Raw genomic sequence first — 15880 nt, 5'->3', positions numbered from 1 at the left:
TCATCCCCCGGTCGCGCTGCGCTTACCGGGGCTAGCAACCGGATACCGGACCGTAGCCCGGATAAGGCGCTACGCGCCGCTATCCGGGGAGGCTGGGAAATTGTCAGCCGGATGAAAGGATTAATAACCGCCGCGGGCCTGCGCAACCGCCAGTCCCAGCTGCCAGACGGCCATCGCGTAGTGGGTGCTGTGGTTGTAGCGGGTGATGGTGTAGAAGTTCGGCAGCCCGTACCAGTACTCATAGCCGGTGCCGACGTCCAGCCGCAGCAGGCTGGCCTGCTGATGGTTACCTAGCGGCTGGGTCGGGGTCAGCCCTGCGGCCGCCAGCTGCGAAACGCTGTATTTAGTCTTGAAACCATTCTCCAGCCCCGGGGCCTGCCCCAGCGCCTGCACCGCCACCAGATCGCCGCTCACCCAGCCATGCTGTTTGAAGTAGTTGGCCACGCTGCCGATAGCATCCACCGGGTCCCACAGGTTGATATGTCCGTCACCGTTAAAATCGACCGCATACTGCTTATAGGAGGACGGCATAAACTGACCGTAGCCCATCGCCCCGGCGAAAGAGCCTTTCAGATCCAGCGGATCGTCGCTTTCGCTGCGCGCCATTAGCAGGAAAGTTTCCAGCTCCGACGAGAAGTATTCGGCGCGGCGCGGGTAGCTAAACGACAGCGTCGCCAGCGCGTCGAGGATCCGGGTTTTGCCCATCACCCGGCCCCAGCGAGTCTCCACGCCGATAATGCCGACGATGATTTCCGGCGGCACGCCGTAAACCTGATAAGCGCGGTTGAGCGCGTCCTGATACTGATTCCAGAACACCACGCCGTTCTGCACATTATCCGGGGTAATGAACTGTTTCTTGTAGCGCAGCCAGGCGCCGGTCGGCCCGGTTGGCGGCAGGCCGGTCGGCGCCTGACGATCCATCAGCCGCAGGACGTAATCCAGGCGCTTTGCCTGCGACAGGATCTCCTGCAGCTGCTGCCTGTCGAAGCCGTGCTTCGCCACCATCTTATCGATAAACTGCGCCGCCGCCGGGTTGTTGGCGAAGTCGCCGCCCATCTGCATCACGTTATGCTGCGGTTCCAGCAAAAAGCCGCCGGTTCCACTCGCCATCTCCGTTTCCGCGGGGGTCTTGGGTTTGCTGCTGCAGGCAGCGAGGAGCATACAAAGGGGAAGTAAAGCCAGATAGCGACGCTTCAACATGGGAATTCCGTTTAACAAATTCAGCAAGGGATAATTATGGTAAAGCATGCGACGACCAACAAGAAAGCGACAATCTGTTTGTAGACAAAATAGTCCTTCAACTGCTCCTCCCCTGCGTGCTTTCATGCCCTGCAACATTTCATCTCGCCCGCATCATCTTTCAAAATAAAATATTTATCTTTCATTTTGCGATCCATTTAACACTTTTAAACCTTTCAAAATGATTAAAATCAGCCTGCGATTAGCAAGAAAAATAACATGCTGAAGGAGAGAACAATGATTGACGTCGTGACCCACGGCGCGGAGTGGTTTATCGGCCTGTTTCAGAAAGGCGGCGAGGTATTTACCGGCATGGTGACCGGGATCCTCCCCTTGCTGATCAGCCTGCTGGTGATCATGAACGCGCTGATCAACTTTATCGGCCAGCAGCGGATCGAGAAGCTGGCGCAGCGCTGCGCCGGAAACCCAATCTCCCGTTACCTGCTGCTACCCTGCATCGGCACCTTCGTGTTTTGTAACCCAATGACGTTAAGCCTCGGCCGGTTTATGCCAGAGAAGTACAAGCCCAGCTATTACGCGGCGGCGTCGTATAGCTGCCACTCAATGAACGGGCTGTTTCCACATATCAACCCCGGCGAGCTGTTCGTCTATCTCGGCATCGCCAACGGCCTCACTACCCTCGGCCTGCCGCTCGGTCCGCTGGCGGTGAGCTACCTGCTGGTCGGGCTGGTGACTAACTTCTTCCGCGGCTGGGTCACCGACCTGACCACCTCGATTTTCGAGAGAAAAATGGCGATTCAGCTTTCCCGGAAAGTGCATCTGTCAGGAGCGACATCATGACCCGTATTCGTATAGAGAAAGGCACCGGCGGCTGGGGCGGCCCGCTTGAGCTCGACGCCGTCAAAGGCAAAAAGATCGTCTATATCACCGCCGGCACCCGCCCGGCGATCGTTGACCGCATCGCCAGCCTGACCGGCTGGCAGCCGGTGGACGGGTTTAAAGAGGGGGAACCAGCGGAAAGCGACATCGGCGTGGCGATTATCGACTGCGGGGGCACCCTGCGCTGCGGGCTCTATCCTAAGCGCCGCATCCCGACGGTGAATATCCATGCCACCGGCAAATCAGGGCCGCTGGCCCAGTACATCACGGAAGATATTTATGTCTCCGGCGTCAAAGAGGACAACATCCAGTGCATCGCTCCCGACAGCGCAGGGGTTTCCGAGCCGCCGGCGGAAAACAAGAGCGCGGGTCGCGATTACGACACCAGCAAGAAGATTACTGAACAGAGCGATGGCCTGCTGGCGAAGGTCGGGATGGGCATGGGTTCGGTGGTGGCGGTGCTGTTCCAGGCCGGGCGCGACACCATTGATACGGTGCTGAAAACCATTCTGCCGTTTATGGCTTTCGTCTCGGCGCTGATCGGCATCATCATGGCCTCCGGCATCGGCGACTGGATCGCCCACGGCCTGGCGCCGCTCGCCAGCCATCCGCTGGGGCTGGTAACCCTGGCGCTGATTTGCTCTTTCCCGCTGCTGTCGCCGTTTCTCGGCCCCGGCGCGGTTATTGCCCAGGTGATCGGCGTGCTGATCGGCGTTCAAATCGGCCTCGGCAACATTCCGCCGCACCTCGCCCTGCCCGCCCTATTCGCCATTAACGCCCAGGCCGCCTGCGATTTTATTCCGGTAGGCCTGTCGCTAGCCGAAGCCCGTCAGGATACCGTGCGCGTCGGCGTGCCGTCGGTGCTGGTCAGCCGCTTTCTGACCGGCGCACCAACGGTGCTGATCGCGTGGTTCGTTTCCGGATTTATTTACCAGTAAGAGGTTCCTGCAGATGACTGTGATTTACCAGACCACCATTACGCACATCGGCGCCTGCGCGACGATGGCGCTGGAAGAGCAAATGCTGATCACCTTCCGCGAGGGCGCCCCGGCGGATATCGAAGAGTACTGCTTTATTCACAACCACGGCGAGCTTGCTGGCACGCTGCAGCCGGGGGCAGAGCTGCAGCTTGGCGAACAGCGCTACCCGGTGACCGCCGTCGGCGAGGTCGCTGAACAAAACCTGCGCGAGCTGGGCCACATCACCCTGCGCTTTGACGGCCATCGTGAAGCGGAGTTCCCAGGTACCGTCCATGTGGCGGGCCCGGTGCCGGACGCCATCGCGCCCGGCTGCGTACTGAAGTTTGTTGCTTAAAAGGAGAGAGAGATGAATCAGGTTGCTGTTGTCATTGGCGGTGGACAAACCTTAGGAGAGTTTCTGTGCCGCGGGCTGGCCGCCGAAGGCTACCGCGTGGCGGTGGTCGATATTCAGAGCGAAAAAGCCAGCCGCGTCGCCCAGGAGATTAACGCTGAGTATGGCGAAGGTATGGCGTACGGCTTCGGCGCCGACGCCACCAGCGAGGCCAGCGTCACCGCCCTGGCCCACGGGGTGGATGAGATTTTTTCGCGCGTCGACCTGCTGGTATACAGCGCCGGGATCGCCAAGGCGGCGTTTATTAGCGACTTCGCGCTGAGGGATTTCGACCGCTCGCTGCAGGTCAATCTGGTGGGCTATTTTCTCTGCGCCCGCGAGTTCTCGCGGTTGATGATCCGCGACGGCATTAAGGGGCGGATCATTCAGATCAACTCGAAATCCGGCAAAGTCGGCAGTAAGCACAACTCCGGCTACAGCGCAGCGAAGTTCGGCGGCGTCGGGCTGACCCAGTCGCTGGCGCTGGATCTGGCGGAATATGGCATTACCGTGCATTCGCTGATGCTCGGCAATCTGCTGAAGTCGCCGATGTTCCAGTCGCTGCTGCCGCAGTATGCCACCAAGCTCGGTATCGATGAGAGCGAAGTCGAGCAGTACTACATCGACAAGGTGCCGCTGAAGCGCGGCTGCGAATATCAGGATGTGCTGAACGTATTGATGTTTTACGCTAGCCCACAGGCGTCGTACTGCACCGGGCAGTCGATCAACGTCACCGGCGGCCAGGTGATGTTTTAACAGGTTCCCGGATGGCGCTGCGCTTATCCGGGCTACAAAACTGTAGGTCGGGTAAGGCGTTAGCCGCCACCCGACAAAAAAACGGCACCGCGGGTCGCTCGGGTTAGGCGCTCGCGCCGTGACCTGGGCTGTTCCCGCCCCCCTTAAGGAGAGACCTATGGTTACTGCATTAATCATCGTCGCCGCCATCGCCTGGCTTACCCAGCTGGCCTTTGGCGGCTGGCAGATCCGCCGCTTCAATCGCGCCTTTGATAGCCTGTGCCAGCAGGGGCGGGTGGGCGTCGGCCGCTCCGCCGGGCGCTTTCAACCGCGCGCCATCGTCGCCATCGCCGTCGATGATAACGACCGCATTTGCGACACGCTGCTGATGAAAGGCTTCACCATTTTCGCCAGTCCGCAAAAGATCCCGGCTCTGGCAGGCAAACATATTGCGGAATTGCAGCCTGATGTGATCTTTCCCCATGATCCGCGCTGTCAGAATGCACTATCATTAGCGCTTAATCCGAAACATGGATAATTTCGTTGTAAAAGTAAATATCTTGCGAAATTATCACTTCGAAACTTAAACGCAGGATAGACGCCTATGAAACCACGTCAGCGCCAGGCAGCCATTCTCGAGTTCCTGCAGTCGCAGGGAAAATGCTCGGTCGAAGAGCTGGCGCAACACTTCGATACCACTGGCACCACCATCCGCAAGGATCTGGTCACGCTGGAAAACGCCGGCACCGTCATTCGCACCTACGGTGGCGTGGTACTCAACAAGGATGAAGCCGATCCGCCGATTGACCATAAGACGCTGATCAACACCCATAAAAAAGCGCAGATTGCCGAGGCCGCCGTGCGATACATCCACGATGGCGATTCAATTATCCTCGACGCCGGCAGCACCGTGCTGCAGATGGTGCCATTGCTGAGTCACTTTAATAACATCACGGTGATGACCAACAGCCTGCATATCGTCAACGCGCTATCAGAGTTCGATAACGAGCAGACCATCCTGATGCCGGGCGGCACCTTCCGTAAAAAATCGGCCTCTTTTCACGGCCAGCTGGCGGAAAACGCCTTCGAACAGTTCAGCTTCGACAAGCTGTTTATGGGCACCGACGGTATCGATCTGAACGCCGGAGTCACTACCTTTAATGAGGTCTATACCGTCAGCAAAGCGATGTGCAACGCCGCCCGCGAAGTGATCCTGATGGCCGACTCATCCAAGTTTGGTCGTAAAAGCCCCAATATTGTCTGCGGCCTTGAACGCGTGGATAAATTGATTACCGATGCCGATATTGACCCGGAATTCCAGCGGGCGCTGGAAGCCAAAGGCATTGAAGTCATTATTACTGGAGAACATCATGAGTAACTTTTTGTTAGAGGCCGGACGCCAGACCCTGATGCTTGAGCTGCAGGAGGCGAGCCGCCTGCCGGAGCGCCTGGGCGACGACTTCATCCGCGCGGCGGAAACCATTATCCACTGCGAGGGCAAACTGATTGTCTCCGGTATCGGTAAATCCGGCCACATCGGTAAAAAGCTGGCGGCAACCTTCGCCAGCACCGGCACCCCGGCCTTTTTCGTCCATCCGGCGGAAGCCCTGCACGGCGATCTCGGCATGCTCGATAGCCGCGACGTGATGCTGTTTATCTCCTACTCCGGTAGCGCGAAAGAGCTGGATCTCATCGTGCCGCGGCTGGAAGAAAAAGGCATTCCGCTGCTGGCGATGACCGGCAAATCCACCTCGCCGCTGGCGCTGGCGGCGAAAGCGGTGCTGGATATCGCCGTGGAGCGCGAGGCCTGCCCGATGCATCTGGCGCCAACCTCCAGCACCGTCAATACGCTGATGCTGGGCGACGCGTTGGCGATGGCGGTGATGCAGGCGCGCGGTTTCAATGAAGAGGATTTCGCCCGTTCCCACCCGGCGGGCGCCCTCGGCGCGCGGCTGCTGAACAAAGTGCATCACCTGATGCGTCGTGATGAAGAAGTGCCGCGGGTCAATACCGAGGCCAACGTCATGGACGCTATGCTCGAACTAAGCCGAACCGGACTCGGCCTGGTGGCGGTCTGCGATGAAGCCAACCGCGTGCAGGGCGTTTTCACCGACGGCGACCTGCGCCGCTGGCTGGTTGCTGGCGGTACGCTCAACGATGGCGTCACTCGGGCGATGACCCGCAACGGCGTAACGCTGCAGGCGGATAGCCGCGCGGTGGAAGCCAAAGAGCGGCTGATGAAACACAAAATCAGCGCCGCGCCGGTAGTGGATGAGAACGGCCAACTGGTCGGCGCCATTAACCTGCAGAACTTTTACCAGGCGGGGATCCTTTAAGCCCCAGACGTTTCGCCAGCCGATGCAGGTTGGCGACGTCCAGTTCCAGCGCTCGGGCGGTCGCCGCCCAGTTGCCCTGGTTCGCCTCCAGCGCGCGGCTAATGGCTTCTCGCTGAAAAGAGTCGGTCGCCTCGCGCAGATTGATGTTTCCCGTCGCGGGCGCCGCTGCCGCCGTCTCAGTCGGCAACATCGGCGCCGCCACCGCAAACTGGAAATGCTGCGGCTCCAGGACCACTTCATCACCGGCCTGGGTGGCCCGCGCCAGCACCACCGCCCGATGGATAGCATGCTCCAGTTCGCGCACGTTGCCCGGCCAGGACCACTGCTGCAGCCGGTTTCGCGCCGCCTCAGCCAAAATGACCCGCGCCAGCCCCATCCGCAGGCGGCACTGCTCGCAGAAATAGCCCGCCAGCAGCACCACGTCACTTTCCCGCTCGCGTAGCGGCGGAACCGACAGCGGGAAGACGCTCAGCCGATGGTACAGATCGGCGCGAAAGCGCCCTTCCACCACCTCCTGGCGCAGATCGCGGTTCGTCGCCGCCAGCACCCGCACATCGACCCGCAGGCTGCGGTCATCGCCGACGCGCTGAATATCGCCATACTGCAGCACGCGCAGCAGTTTGGCCTGCAACGCCAGCGACAGTTCGCCGATTTCGTCAAGAAACAGGGTGCCATTATCCGCCATCTCAAATTTACCGCTGCGGTTGCTGATAGCCCCGGTAAATGCCCCTTTCACATGGCCGAACAGCTCGCTCTCCGCTACGCTTTCCGGCAGCGCCGCGCAGTTGAGGTACACCAGAGGGTTGGCGGCTCGCGGTGACCCCTGATGCACCGCCTTCGCCACCAGCTCTTTGCCGGTGCCGGTTTCGCCGCTGATCAGCACGTTTAAATCCGAGGCGGCGACGATATCGATCTCTTTTTTCAGCTGCAGCATGGGCCCCGACAGGCCGATGATCTCCTGGCGCTCCGGCAGCGGGTAATTCACCGCCTGCGCCGGCAGGACGTTTTGCGCTTCAAGGCGGGCGATAAGCAGCGCATTATTCAGCGCCCCGGCCACCAGCGCGGCAATCAGCCGCAGCTCTTCATCGCTGAAGCTATCGAAACGATCGGCATCCATGCCGTCCAGGGTCAGCGCGCCAATCAGCGTCTGCCCGGCAAACAGCGGCAGTCCCACGCAGGCATGGACTTTGAGGCTCTCATGACCGGGGATCAGCCCGTCATAGGGGTCGGGCAGGTCGCTATCCGCCGGGAAGCGCACCACATCCCCGGCGCGCGCAATCGCCTCCAGCCGCGGGTGTCCTTCCAGGGCAAAGCGCCGACCGAGCACATCCTGCGCCAGGCCATCGATCGCCAGCGGCACAAACTGATGCGCCTCATAGCGCAGCAGCGCCGAGGCATCGCAGCCAAGAATTTGCCGCAGGGTAGTAATCAGGCGCGAAAAGCGGTCGGTGTGACCAATATCGCTTTGTAAATCTATGGCGATTCTCGCCAGCTCGTCGACGGAAAAACTCATTGCCGCTCCATTGTCATTTTGACAATACGCATTGTCATATCGACTATTTTAACCATTGTCATTTTGACAACAACCAAAATCAGAAAAAATTAAAAACAGATAATTATCAATGAATTAAAAAGTTGGCACGCAACTTGATATAAGCCAGTCAACTGAGTTTAAACACACTGTATTGATTGAGGTTGCTATGTCTATTGTGGTGAAAAATAACATTCTTTGGGTTGGCCAACGTGACTGGGAAGTGCGTGATTTCCACGGCACCGAATATAAAACGCTGCGCGGCAGCAGCTACAACAGCTATCTCATCCGCGAAGAGAAAAACGTGCTGATCGATACCGTCGATCATAAATTCAGCCGCGAGTTCGTACAGAACCTGCGCCGCGAAATCGACCTCGCCGACCTCGACTATATCGTCATTAACCACGCCGAAGAGGACCATGCCGGCGCGCTGACCGAACTGATGATGCAGATCCCGGATACGCCGATCTACTGCACCGCCAACGCCATCGACTCGATCAACGGCCACCATCATCATCCGGAGTGGAACTTCCACGTGGTGAAAACCGGCGATACTCTCGACATCGGTAACGGTAAACAGCTGATCTTCGTGGAAACGCCGATGCTGCACTGGCCGGACAGCATGATGACCTACCTGACCGGCGACGCGGTGCTGTTCAGCAACGACGCCTTCGGCCAGCACTATTGCGACGAACATCTGTTCAACGATGAAGTGGACCAGACTGAACTGTACGAACAGTGCCAGCGCTACTACGCCAACATCCTGACGCCCTTCAGCCGCCTGGTGACGCCGAAAATTACTGAAATCCTCGGCTTCAACCTGCCGGTGGAGATGATTGCCACCTCCCACGGCGTGGTCTGGCGCGATAACCCGACGCAAATCGTCGAGAAATACCTCGAGTGGGCGGCGGATTATCAGGAAGATCGCATCACCATCTTTTACGACACCATGTCCAATAATACCCGCATGATGGCGGACGCCATTGCCCAGGGGATCACCGAGGTTGACCCACGGGTAGCGGTGAAAATCTTTAACGTCGCCCGCAGCGACAAAAACGACATCCTCACCAATGTTTTCCGCTCGAAAGGCGTACTTGTCGGCACGTCCACCATGAACAACGTGATGATGCCGAAAATCGCCGGGCTGGTGGAAGAGATGACCGGGCTGCGTTTTCGCAATAAACGCGCCAGCGCCTTTGGCTCGCACGGCTGGAGCGGCGGCGCGGTAGACCGCCTGTCCACCCGCCTGCAGGATGCCGGCTTTGAGATGTCGCTGAGCCTGAAAGCCAAATGGCGCCCGGATATCGACGCGCTGGAGCTGTGCCGCCAACACGGTCGCGACATCGCCCGCCAATGGGCCCTCTCGCCGCTGCCGGTTGCTGAAGCAGCGACAACGCCGGAACCACAAGACTGCGCCTGTGCCGCCGCCGCGGCCGCCGATCTCGGTCCCATGATGCAGTGCAGCGTGTGCCAGTGGGTCTATGACCCGGCGAAAGGCGAACCTAATCAGGATGTACAGCCGGGTACGCCGTGGAGCGAAGTGCCGGACAATTTCCTCTGCCCTGAGTGTTCTCTTGGCAAAGATGTCTTTGACGTACTGGCGACGGAGGCAAAATGAGTGATGGCATCGTCATCATCGGCTCGGGCTTCGCGGCCCGCCAGCTGGTGAAAAATATTCGTAAGCAGGATGCGCAAATCCCGCTGACCCTCATCGCCGCCGATAGCATGGATGAATACAACAAACCGGACCTCAGCCATGTCATCAGCCGCGGACAGAAGGCCGACGATCTGACCCTGCAAAGTGCCGGCGAGTTCGCCGAGCAGTACACTCTGCGTCTGTTTCCCCATACCTGGGTAAGCGATATCGACGCCGAAAACCGGTTAGTGAAGAGCCACGATAACCAGTGGCGCTACGACAAACTGGTGCTGGCCACCGGCGCGACGCCGTTTATCCCGTCGGTGCCGGGGCGCGAGCTGATGCTAACGCTCAATAGCCAGCGCGAATATGGCGCGGCGCAGAGCCGGCTGCACGACGCGAAGCGCGTGCTGATCGTCGGCGGCGGCCTGATTGGCTGCGAACTGGCGATGGATTTCTGCCGCGCCGGTAAAGCGGTAACGGTAGTCGATAACTCCGCCAGCGTGCTGGCGGCGCTGATGCCGCCGGAGGCCAGCAGCCGCCTGCAGCATCGGCTCACCGAGATGGGCGTACATCTGATGCTGAAAACGCAGCTGGAGGGGCTGGAGCAAACCGCCGACGGCATTCGCGTCAGTCTCGATCGCCAGCGCGCGATAACCGTCGATGCGGTGGTGGCCGCCGCCGGCCTGCGCCCGGAAACGTCGCTGGCGCGCCACGCCGGACTGCAGATTAACCGCGGTATTGTGGTCAATAGCCAGCTGCAAACCAGCGACCCGGCGATTTATGCGCTCGGCGACTGTGCGGAAATCAACGGCGTGGTACTGCCGTTCCTGCAGCCGATTTTACTCAGCGCCATGTGCCTGAGTAAAAATCTGCTGGCGCAGGCGGGAGAACTCAAGCTGCCGCCAATGCTGGTGAAGGTGAAAACCCCGGATCTGCCGCTGCATCTGGCCGGCGACACCCGCCGCGACGATCTGACGTGGAATATCGTGGCCGCCAAAGAGGGGCTGGTGGCGAAAGGCGTGGATGCCGAAAACCAGCTGCGGGCCTTTGTGGTGAGTGAAGACAAAATGAAGGAAGCCTTTGCGCTGCTCAAACAACTGGTAAGTTGATGGTTTTCCCGGCTTGCGGCGTAAACGCCTTAGCCGGGCTACGGTATTGTCCTGGTAGCCCGGCTAAGCGCAGCGCAAGCCGGGAACATATCCAGCCTAGCGCGCCAGATTGTCGTAGCCGCGCCAGCGATAGTTAAGCACCGATAGCGCCCAACAGGCGACAAACAACCCAACCACCACAAATCCGGCGTCGCCGAGGTTGTCGTTTAACGCCCCTACCCAGCGCCATATTCCGCCGCTGAGCGCAAACTTATCCATTAGCAGGCCCAGCGCTTCCAGGCCGCCGATAAACAGCGCCACCACCACCGAGGTGCCGGTGATGGTCATGTTGTAATAGAGCTTGCGCTGCGGTTTGCTGAACGCCCAGCCGTAGGCGCCGACCATCAGCACGTTATCGAGGGTATCCACCAGCGCCATACCGCTGGCGAACAGTGCCGGAAAGACCATAATCGACCAGACGGAAATCCCGCTCGACGCGCCGGCGGCGGAGATACTCAGTACGCCGATTTCGGTGGCGGTATCAAAACCGAGGCCAAACAGGAAACCGACCAGGTACATCTGCCAGCTGCGGCTTATCAGACGGAAGGTCTTGCCAAACAGCCAGCTCATCACCCCGCCGCCGCTGACGATTTCGTCGCTCACCGGCTCCCCGCGCTTCCATGCCTGAAAGCTGCGCCACACGCTGCGTAAAATCACCAGGTTGATAAAGGCCATCGCCAGTAAAAACAGGGCCGACACGGCGGTGCCGATGACGCTGCCGGTATCATGCAGCCAGCTCATCTGCGTGCTGAAGGCGGTGGCGGTCGCGGCAATCGCCGCCGAGGCCAGCACCACAATCGATGAGTGGCCCAGCGAAAACCACGCCCCGACGGCGAAAGGCCGCCGCCCCTGCTGCATCATCTTGCGGGTCACGTTATCAATCGCCGCAATATGGTCGGCGTCCACCGCGTGGCGCAGGCCGTAGCCCCAGGCCAGCAGGCTGGCGGCCATCAGCGCGCCGCTGTCGCCAAAGGCCTGCAGCGCCCAGCACCAGGCCAGTAAATTCGCCGCGATCAACCCCAGCACCAGACCCGCGGCGCGCGGCTGCTGGCGTAAAACTGTCATTATCATGGTTGTATTCCTTGAGCCTGCCAGCGGGCGGCGGCGATCACCGCCTGACCATAGGCGATTGCGCCGTCGCCGGCCGGCAACTGCTGTGCAAACAGCAGAGTAAAATCCGCCAGATAAAAGGTCAATCGCGCCGCCAGCAGGCGGTTATGCAGCACCCCGCCGCTGCAGACCATCGTGTCGATGCCGCGGACGGTGGCGCAGTCGCGGGCCATCGCCGCCAGTCCCCAGGCCAGGGCGTCGTGGAAAGCCCACGCTTTCTGCGCCGGAGTCGCCTGCCAGCTCAGCCATTGCCGCCAGAAGGTCGCTAAATCCAGCGCGTCGTCGCGCCACGGCAGCGTAACCGGGTGGCTGACGCCGGGGCAGCTGGCGGCCAGCGCCTCCAGCCGACAGGCCGCTTCGCCTTCATAGCTCAGACTCTCCGGCGCGCAATCCAGGGCGCAGGCAACGGCATCAAACAGCCGTCCGCAGGATGAGGCGCGCGGCGCGTTAATCCCGCGCTCGATGGCCTGCGCCAGCAGCGGCCAGTTGCGCTGGCGCAGGGTGGCGGCCTGCGGATAATCCTGCCAGTCAGGGACAAATGCCAGACAGTGGGCCAGCAAATTTCGCCACGGCTGGCGTGCCGCCAGGTCCCCCCCTGGCAGCGCGACGGCCGGCAGCCCGCCAAGATGTTCGCATTCGCGATAGTTGACCCGCAGGCACTCCCCGCCCCACAGCGCGCCGTTCTCCCCCATACCAATACCGTCGAGTGTCAGGGCGATAACGTCCCCGCCGTCAAGCGGCCAGCGGTGCTCCGCCAGGCATGCCGCGGCGTGCGCATGGTGATGCAGCACTGTCTCCAGCGGCAGGGGCAGGGAGGCCGCCCACTGCGTTGAACGATAGCCGGGATGGGCATCAACCACCACCCGCTGCGGCACAAACGCGTAAATGCTCTGCATCAGCTGCAGGGCGCTGCGCCACTGCTGTTCAACACCTTCCTCGCCAAGATCGCCAAAGTGCTGGCTCAGCACCGCTTCGCTGCCGCGCGCCAGGCAGAAGGTATTTTTCATATCCGCGCCGAGAGCCAGCAGCGGCGGGATGTCTCCTAGCCCCGGCGGCAGCGGCAGCGCGTCCGGGACGTAGCCCCGGGCGCGGCGCAGCATTTCACCGCTTGAGCGCACCAGTGAATCATCCATCCGCTGTACGATGTCGCGATTATGCAAGAGAAAGCCGTCGGCAATGTCGGCTAACTCATTGAGCGCCTGAGCATTACTTAACGCCGGCGGACGGCCGCTAAGGTTGCCGGAGGTCATTACGATGGGGCGCGCCAGGCCCTGCAGAAGCAAATGCTGCAGCGGATTAGACGGCAGCATCACCCCAACTTCCGCAAGCCCTGGCGCTATTTCGTCGCACAGGCCGGAGACCTGCGCTTTGGCAATCAGTACGATGGGCGCCGCCGGGGAGCCCATCAGCGCCGCGGCGGCGGCGGGTAAGCCCGTTGCCGTCGGCAGCATTACCGCCAGCGGTTTTGCCGGGCGGTGTTTTCGCGCCCGCAGCGTGGCAACGGCAGCGGGGTTACCGGCATCGCAGGCCAGATGAAAGCCGCCGATGCCTTTTATCGCCACGATGTCGCCCGCCGCCAGCCGGGCGATAGCCGCCTGCAGCGCCGCCTCGCCGTCCAGCGTTTCCCCCTCTGCCCGCCATTCCAGTCGCGGCCCGCAGTCGGGGCAGGCCACCGGCTGGGCGTGAAAACGGCGATCGGCAGGATCGCGGAATTCCGCTTCACAAGGGGAACAGAGCGGGAACGGCGCCATTGCGGTGAAGGGCCGGTCGTAGGGCATGGCGCGAATAATGGTTAACCGCGGGCCGCAGTGGGTGCAGTTGATAAAGGGGTAGCGGTAGCGGCGTGCCCGGGGATCGTTCATCTCCGCGAGGCACGCCGGGCAGGTCGCGGCATCGGGCACAATCTGAGTCCGCATCCGTCCCGCCCCGCTCTCGCGGATGGTGAAATCCTGCGGCGTGGCCGCCCAGCGATAGGGAATGCAGGCGGTACTGTCGATCCGCGCCAGCGGCGGGCAGTGGTCAGCCAGAGCGGCAGTAAAACCGTCGTCGCCCCCGACCAGCCGCACCAGTACGCCGTCGCCGTCGTTACAGACATCGCCGCAGCGGGCCTGCGCCCGGGCCAGCTGCCAGACAAAGGGGCGGAACCCCACCCCCTGCACTTTACCGCGAATGCGGATTTGCACCCCGTTCATGCCTTGACTTACCAGGCCAGCGCCGTACGGCGACGTTTCTCGATATTCATCTGCTCAAGTTTGTTGCGGTCAACGCACACGAGGGCATGCGTCGGGCAGACTTCCATGCAGGCCGGGCCGCTCTCGCGGTGGAAGCAGAGATCGCACTTGTTGGCTTCGGCTTTTTCCGCCACGACGTTCAGTCCGGCGCCGCTATGGCGGATCACCGGGCGCACCACCACCTCCATCGCCCCGTACGGGCAGGCGACGACGCAGGTTTTGCAGCCGATGCAACGCTCCTGCATCACATGGACAAAGCCTTTATCGCGGCTGATGGCGCCGTTCGGGCAGACATTGGCGCAGGGGGCGTCTTCACACTGACGGCAGGCGGTCGCCGTGGAAACATTGACCCCTTTGATCACGTGAATACGCGGCTGAAAGGTGTGAGGCGTCAGGGAGGCGCAGTCCTGATGTTCCTGATGGGATACCACGCAGGCCACTTCGCAAGTGCGACAGCCGATACATTTGCTCGCATCGGCGATAATGAAACGGTTCATCCATTTCTCCAGCAGTAAGAAGGTTACGCGCCGGAGTATGCATAATACGTTCCAATTTTTTAATGTATTGATTATAAAGACTATTATAGCTGCGGTTTGCTGTCATCGTCAGTAGTGACGATGACAGCTGACGACGTCAGGCACAGGGGCCCGCCACCAGCGACTCGCGTTCAATCAGCGCTCCGGGAAAGCTTTGCTGAAAGTTGAATTCCCCGCCATCCAGCATAAAGATCAGCCGATTGATGCTCTCTTTAATCATCTCCGTCACCGGCACCCGGACGCTGGCGAGCGACGGCACCATATACGGCGCAAGAGCAATATCGTCAAACCCCACCACCGAGACCTGTTCTGGCACCTTAACGCCCAGCTGGTGAAGCTGCTTCATCGCCCCGATGGCCATATCGTCATTGCTCGCCACCAGCGCGCTGTAGGTAACCCCGCGCTGACGCAGGCTCTCCACCCCCGCCGCCCCGGTTTCCGGCGTCCAGCGCCCTTCGGCGATAAGCGCCTCGTTCAGGGCGATGCCGTGGCCAGCCAGCGCGTCTTTGTAGCCGGCGAGGCGTTCGACGCCGGTGGGAGAGTCAAGGGAGCCGGTAATAAAGGCGATATCGCGATGGCCAAGCGCAATCAGCCGCTCCACTACCCGCATCGCCGAGGCTTTTTGATCGGACCAGACGCAGTGGCTGGCGTGGCGGCGCAGGCGGCGATTAAGCACCATGATCGGCTGCGAGTGGTTCTCAACGATCTCGTCCATCTCATCAACGGTGAGAAAGCGCGGGTAGATGATGATCGCATCGCAGCGCAGATCCAGCAGGTACTGGATCGCCTCCCGCTCCTCTTGCGCGCTGTGCTTGCCGTCGGCCAGGATCAGCTGCCGCCCTTTATCCTCCGTCATCCGCGCCACGTGATACAGCAGTTCGCTAAAATAGACGCCGTGGTACAGGGTATTGGTCACCACCAGGCCGAGGGTTTGCGTGGTTTTGGTCGCCAGGTTGCGCGCCAGCAGATTAGGCCGGTAGCCGCTCTCCGCCACCGCCTTAAACACCCGGTCTTTGGTCTCCTGGCTGACATAGCCGTTGCCCGACAGCACCCGCGAAACGGTCGCCTTCGATACCCCCGCGCGCTTTGCGACCTCCAGCATCGTTGCCATGTGATTCTTCCTGTTGCAAAAGTTGCAGGCAGTGTACTGCACGTTTCCCGCTTTTACAGCATTCCCCTGTTCAC

15 protein-coding genes are annotated in these 15880 nt (G+C 60.7%); 9 read left to right on the top strand and 6 right to left on the bottom strand.

The window, feature by feature from the left end; translation table 11 throughout:
• Positions 1-120: 120 nt before the first annotated feature.
• On the bottom strand, positions 121-1200 hold the full coding sequence (gene mltB / locus IB144_RS05350; protein ID WP_040215752.1) for a lytic murein transglycosylase B: 1080 nt from the start codon (positions 1198-1200) through the stop codon (positions 121-123).
• A gap of 276 nt (positions 1201-1476) precedes the next feature.
• On the opposite strand from mltB, the gene IB144_RS05345 reads away from it, so the two are divergent.
• The 7 genes from IB144_RS05345 to gutQ all read left to right on the top strand — a co-directional run bounded on the left by IB144_RS05345 (position 1477) and on the right by gutQ (position 6500).
• The gene (locus IB144_RS05345; protein ID WP_004890255.1) at positions 1477-2040 is read left to right on the top strand and encodes a PTS glucitol/sorbitol transporter subunit IIC; all 564 of its coding nucleotides are present in this window, start codon (positions 1477-1479) and stop codon (positions 2038-2040) included.
• Positions 2037-3017, top strand: coding sequence for a PTS glucitol/sorbitol transporter subunit IIB (locus IB144_RS05340; protein WP_015958868.1), 981 nt, complete (start codon positions 2037-2039; stop codon positions 3015-3017). The genes IB144_RS05345 and IB144_RS05340 overlap by 4 nt, the downstream gene beginning before the upstream one ends.
• A 13-nt stretch (positions 3018-3030) precedes the next feature.
• Positions 3031-3393, top strand: coding sequence for a PTS glucitol/sorbitol transporter subunit IIA (srlB, locus tag IB144_RS05335; RefSeq protein ID WP_004174693.1), 363 nt, complete (start codon positions 3031-3033; stop codon positions 3391-3393).
• A gap of 12 nt (positions 3394-3405) precedes the next feature.
• Positions 3406-4185 carry a sorbitol-6-phosphate dehydrogenase gene (srlD, locus tag IB144_RS05330; RefSeq protein WP_049185804.1) on the top strand — a complete coding sequence of 260 codons (780 nt, stop codon included), beginning with the start codon at positions 3406-3408 and terminating at the stop codon, positions 4183-4185.
• 157 nt (positions 4186-4342) lie between these two features.
• The gene (gutM, locus tag IB144_RS05325; protein WP_020324935.1) at positions 4343-4702 is read left to right on the top strand and encodes a transcriptional regulator GutM; all 360 of its coding nucleotides are present in this window, start codon (positions 4343-4345) and stop codon (positions 4700-4702) included.
• 66 nt (positions 4703-4768) lie between these two features.
• Positions 4769-5542 carry a DNA-binding transcriptional repressor gene (locus IB144_RS05320; RefSeq protein WP_002914817.1) on the top strand — a complete coding sequence of 258 codons (774 nt, stop codon included), beginning with the start codon at positions 4769-4771 and terminating at the stop codon, positions 5540-5542.
• Positions 5535-6500, top strand: coding sequence for an arabinose-5-phosphate isomerase GutQ (gene gutQ / locus IB144_RS05315; RefSeq protein WP_004174691.1), 966 nt, complete (start codon positions 5535-5537; stop codon positions 6498-6500). Before IB144_RS05320 ends, gutQ begins: the two co-directional genes overlap by 8 nt.
• On the opposite strand, the gene norR is transcribed toward gutQ, so the two are convergent.
• A complete protein-coding gene (norR, locus tag IB144_RS05310; protein WP_004890240.1) occupies positions 6463-8013 on the bottom strand; it encodes a nitric oxide reductase transcriptional regulator NorR in 1551 nt (516 codons plus the stop codon). The two genes, gutQ and norR, sit on opposite strands and share 38 nt — an antisense overlap.
• A 187-nt stretch (positions 8014-8200) precedes the next feature.
• Between norR and norV the strand changes: the two genes are divergently transcribed.
• Both norV and norW read left to right on the top strand, forming a co-directional pair.
• A complete protein-coding gene (norV, locus tag IB144_RS05305) occupies positions 8201-9649 on the top strand; it encodes an anaerobic nitric oxide reductase flavorubredoxin (RefSeq protein ID WP_004145759.1) in 1449 nt (482 codons plus the stop codon).
• The gene (norW, locus tag IB144_RS05300; RefSeq protein WP_002914823.1) at positions 9646-10779 is read left to right on the top strand and encodes an NADH:flavorubredoxin reductase NorW; all 1134 of its coding nucleotides are present in this window, start codon (positions 9646-9648) and stop codon (positions 10777-10779) included. The genes norV and norW overlap by 4 nt, the downstream gene beginning before the upstream one ends.
• A gap of 96 nt (positions 10780-10875) precedes the next feature.
• Here norW and IB144_RS05295 read toward each other — a convergent pair whose 3' ends face one another.
• From IB144_RS05295 to IB144_RS05280, 4 genes are all read right to left on the bottom strand, one after another.
• Positions 10876-11889: a HoxN/HupN/NixA family nickel/cobalt transporter gene (locus IB144_RS05295; protein ID WP_020324937.1), complete on the bottom strand. Its 1014-nt coding sequence runs from the start codon at positions 11887-11889 to the stop codon at positions 10876-10878.
• Positions 11886-14120 carry a carbamoyltransferase HypF gene (hypF, locus tag IB144_RS05290; RefSeq protein ID WP_020324940.1) on the bottom strand — a complete coding sequence of 745 codons (2235 nt, stop codon included), beginning with the start codon at positions 14118-14120 and terminating at the stop codon, positions 11886-11888. Before hypF ends, IB144_RS05295 begins: the two co-directional genes overlap by 4 nt.
• 8 nt (positions 14121-14128) lie before the next feature.
• Entirely contained in the window at positions 14129-14656 is a 528-nt protein-coding gene (hydN, locus tag IB144_RS05285; RefSeq protein ID WP_002914875.1) for an electron transport protein HydN, read from the bottom strand.
• A gap of 136 nt (positions 14657-14792) precedes the next feature.
• Positions 14793-15806, bottom strand: a complete 1014-nt coding sequence (locus tag IB144_RS05280; protein ID WP_004174685.1) for a LacI family DNA-binding transcriptional regulator — start codon at positions 15804-15806, stop codon at positions 14793-14795.
• Between the last annotated feature and the right edge of the window lie 74 nt (positions 15807-15880).

Origin of the sequence: Klebsiella sp. K4, assembly GCF_014596785.2 — a bacterium.
Classification (GTDB): Bacteria; Pseudomonadota; Gammaproteobacteria; order Enterobacterales; family Enterobacteriaceae; genus Klebsiella; species Klebsiella pneumoniae.
This window is presented reverse-complemented; position numbering and strand designations above follow the sequence as displayed.

What these genes read in the sequence shown, in the direction of transcription:
- mltB (WP_040215752.1), bottom strand. Translation starts at nt 1,200, where the DNA reads ATGTTGAAGCGTCGCTATCTGGCTTTACTTCCCCTTTGTATGCTCCTC.
- IB144_RS05345 (WP_004890255.1), top strand. Translation starts at nt 1,477, where the DNA reads ATGATTGACGTCGTGACCCACGGCGCGGAGTGGTTTATCGGCCTGTTT.
- IB144_RS05340 (WP_015958868.1), top strand. Translation starts at nt 2,037, where the DNA reads ATGACCCGTATTCGTATAGAGAAAGGCACCGGCGGCTGGGGCGGCCCG.
- srlB (WP_004174693.1), top strand. Translation starts at nt 3,031, where the DNA reads ATGACTGTGATTTACCAGACCACCATTACGCACATCGGCGCCTGCGCG.
- srlD (WP_049185804.1), top strand. Translation starts at nt 3,406, where the DNA reads ATGAATCAGGTTGCTGTTGTCATTGGCGGTGGACAAACCTTAGGAGAG.
- gutM (WP_020324935.1), top strand. Translation starts at nt 4,343, where the DNA reads ATGGTTACTGCATTAATCATCGTCGCCGCCATCGCCTGGCTTACCCAG.
- IB144_RS05320 (WP_002914817.1), top strand. Translation starts at nt 4,769, where the DNA reads ATGAAACCACGTCAGCGCCAGGCAGCCATTCTCGAGTTCCTGCAGTCG.
- gutQ (WP_004174691.1), top strand. Translation starts at nt 5,535, where the DNA reads ATGAGTAACTTTTTGTTAGAGGCCGGACGCCAGACCCTGATGCTTGAG.
- norR (WP_004890240.1), bottom strand. Translation starts at nt 8,013, where the DNA reads ATGAGTTTTTCCGTCGACGAGCTGGCGAGAATCGCCATAGATTTACAA.
- norV (WP_004145759.1), top strand. Translation starts at nt 8,201, where the DNA reads ATGTCTATTGTGGTGAAAAATAACATTCTTTGGGTTGGCCAACGTGAC.
- norW (WP_002914823.1), top strand. Translation starts at nt 9,646, where the DNA reads ATGAGTGATGGCATCGTCATCATCGGCTCGGGCTTCGCGGCCCGCCAG.
- IB144_RS05295 (WP_020324937.1), bottom strand. Translation starts at nt 11,889, where the DNA reads ATGATAATGACAGTTTTACGCCAGCAGCCGCGCGCCGCGGGTCTGGTG.
- hypF (WP_020324940.1), bottom strand. Translation starts at nt 14,120, where the DNA reads ATGAACGGGGTGCAAATCCGCATTCGCGGTAAAGTGCAGGGGGTGGGG.
- hydN (WP_002914875.1), bottom strand. Translation starts at nt 14,656, where the DNA reads ATGAACCGTTTCATTATCGCCGATGCGAGCAAATGTATCGGCTGTCGC.
- IB144_RS05280 (WP_004174685.1), bottom strand. Translation starts at nt 15,806, where the DNA reads ATGGCAACGATGCTGGAGGTCGCAAAGCGCGCGGGGGTATCGAAGGCG.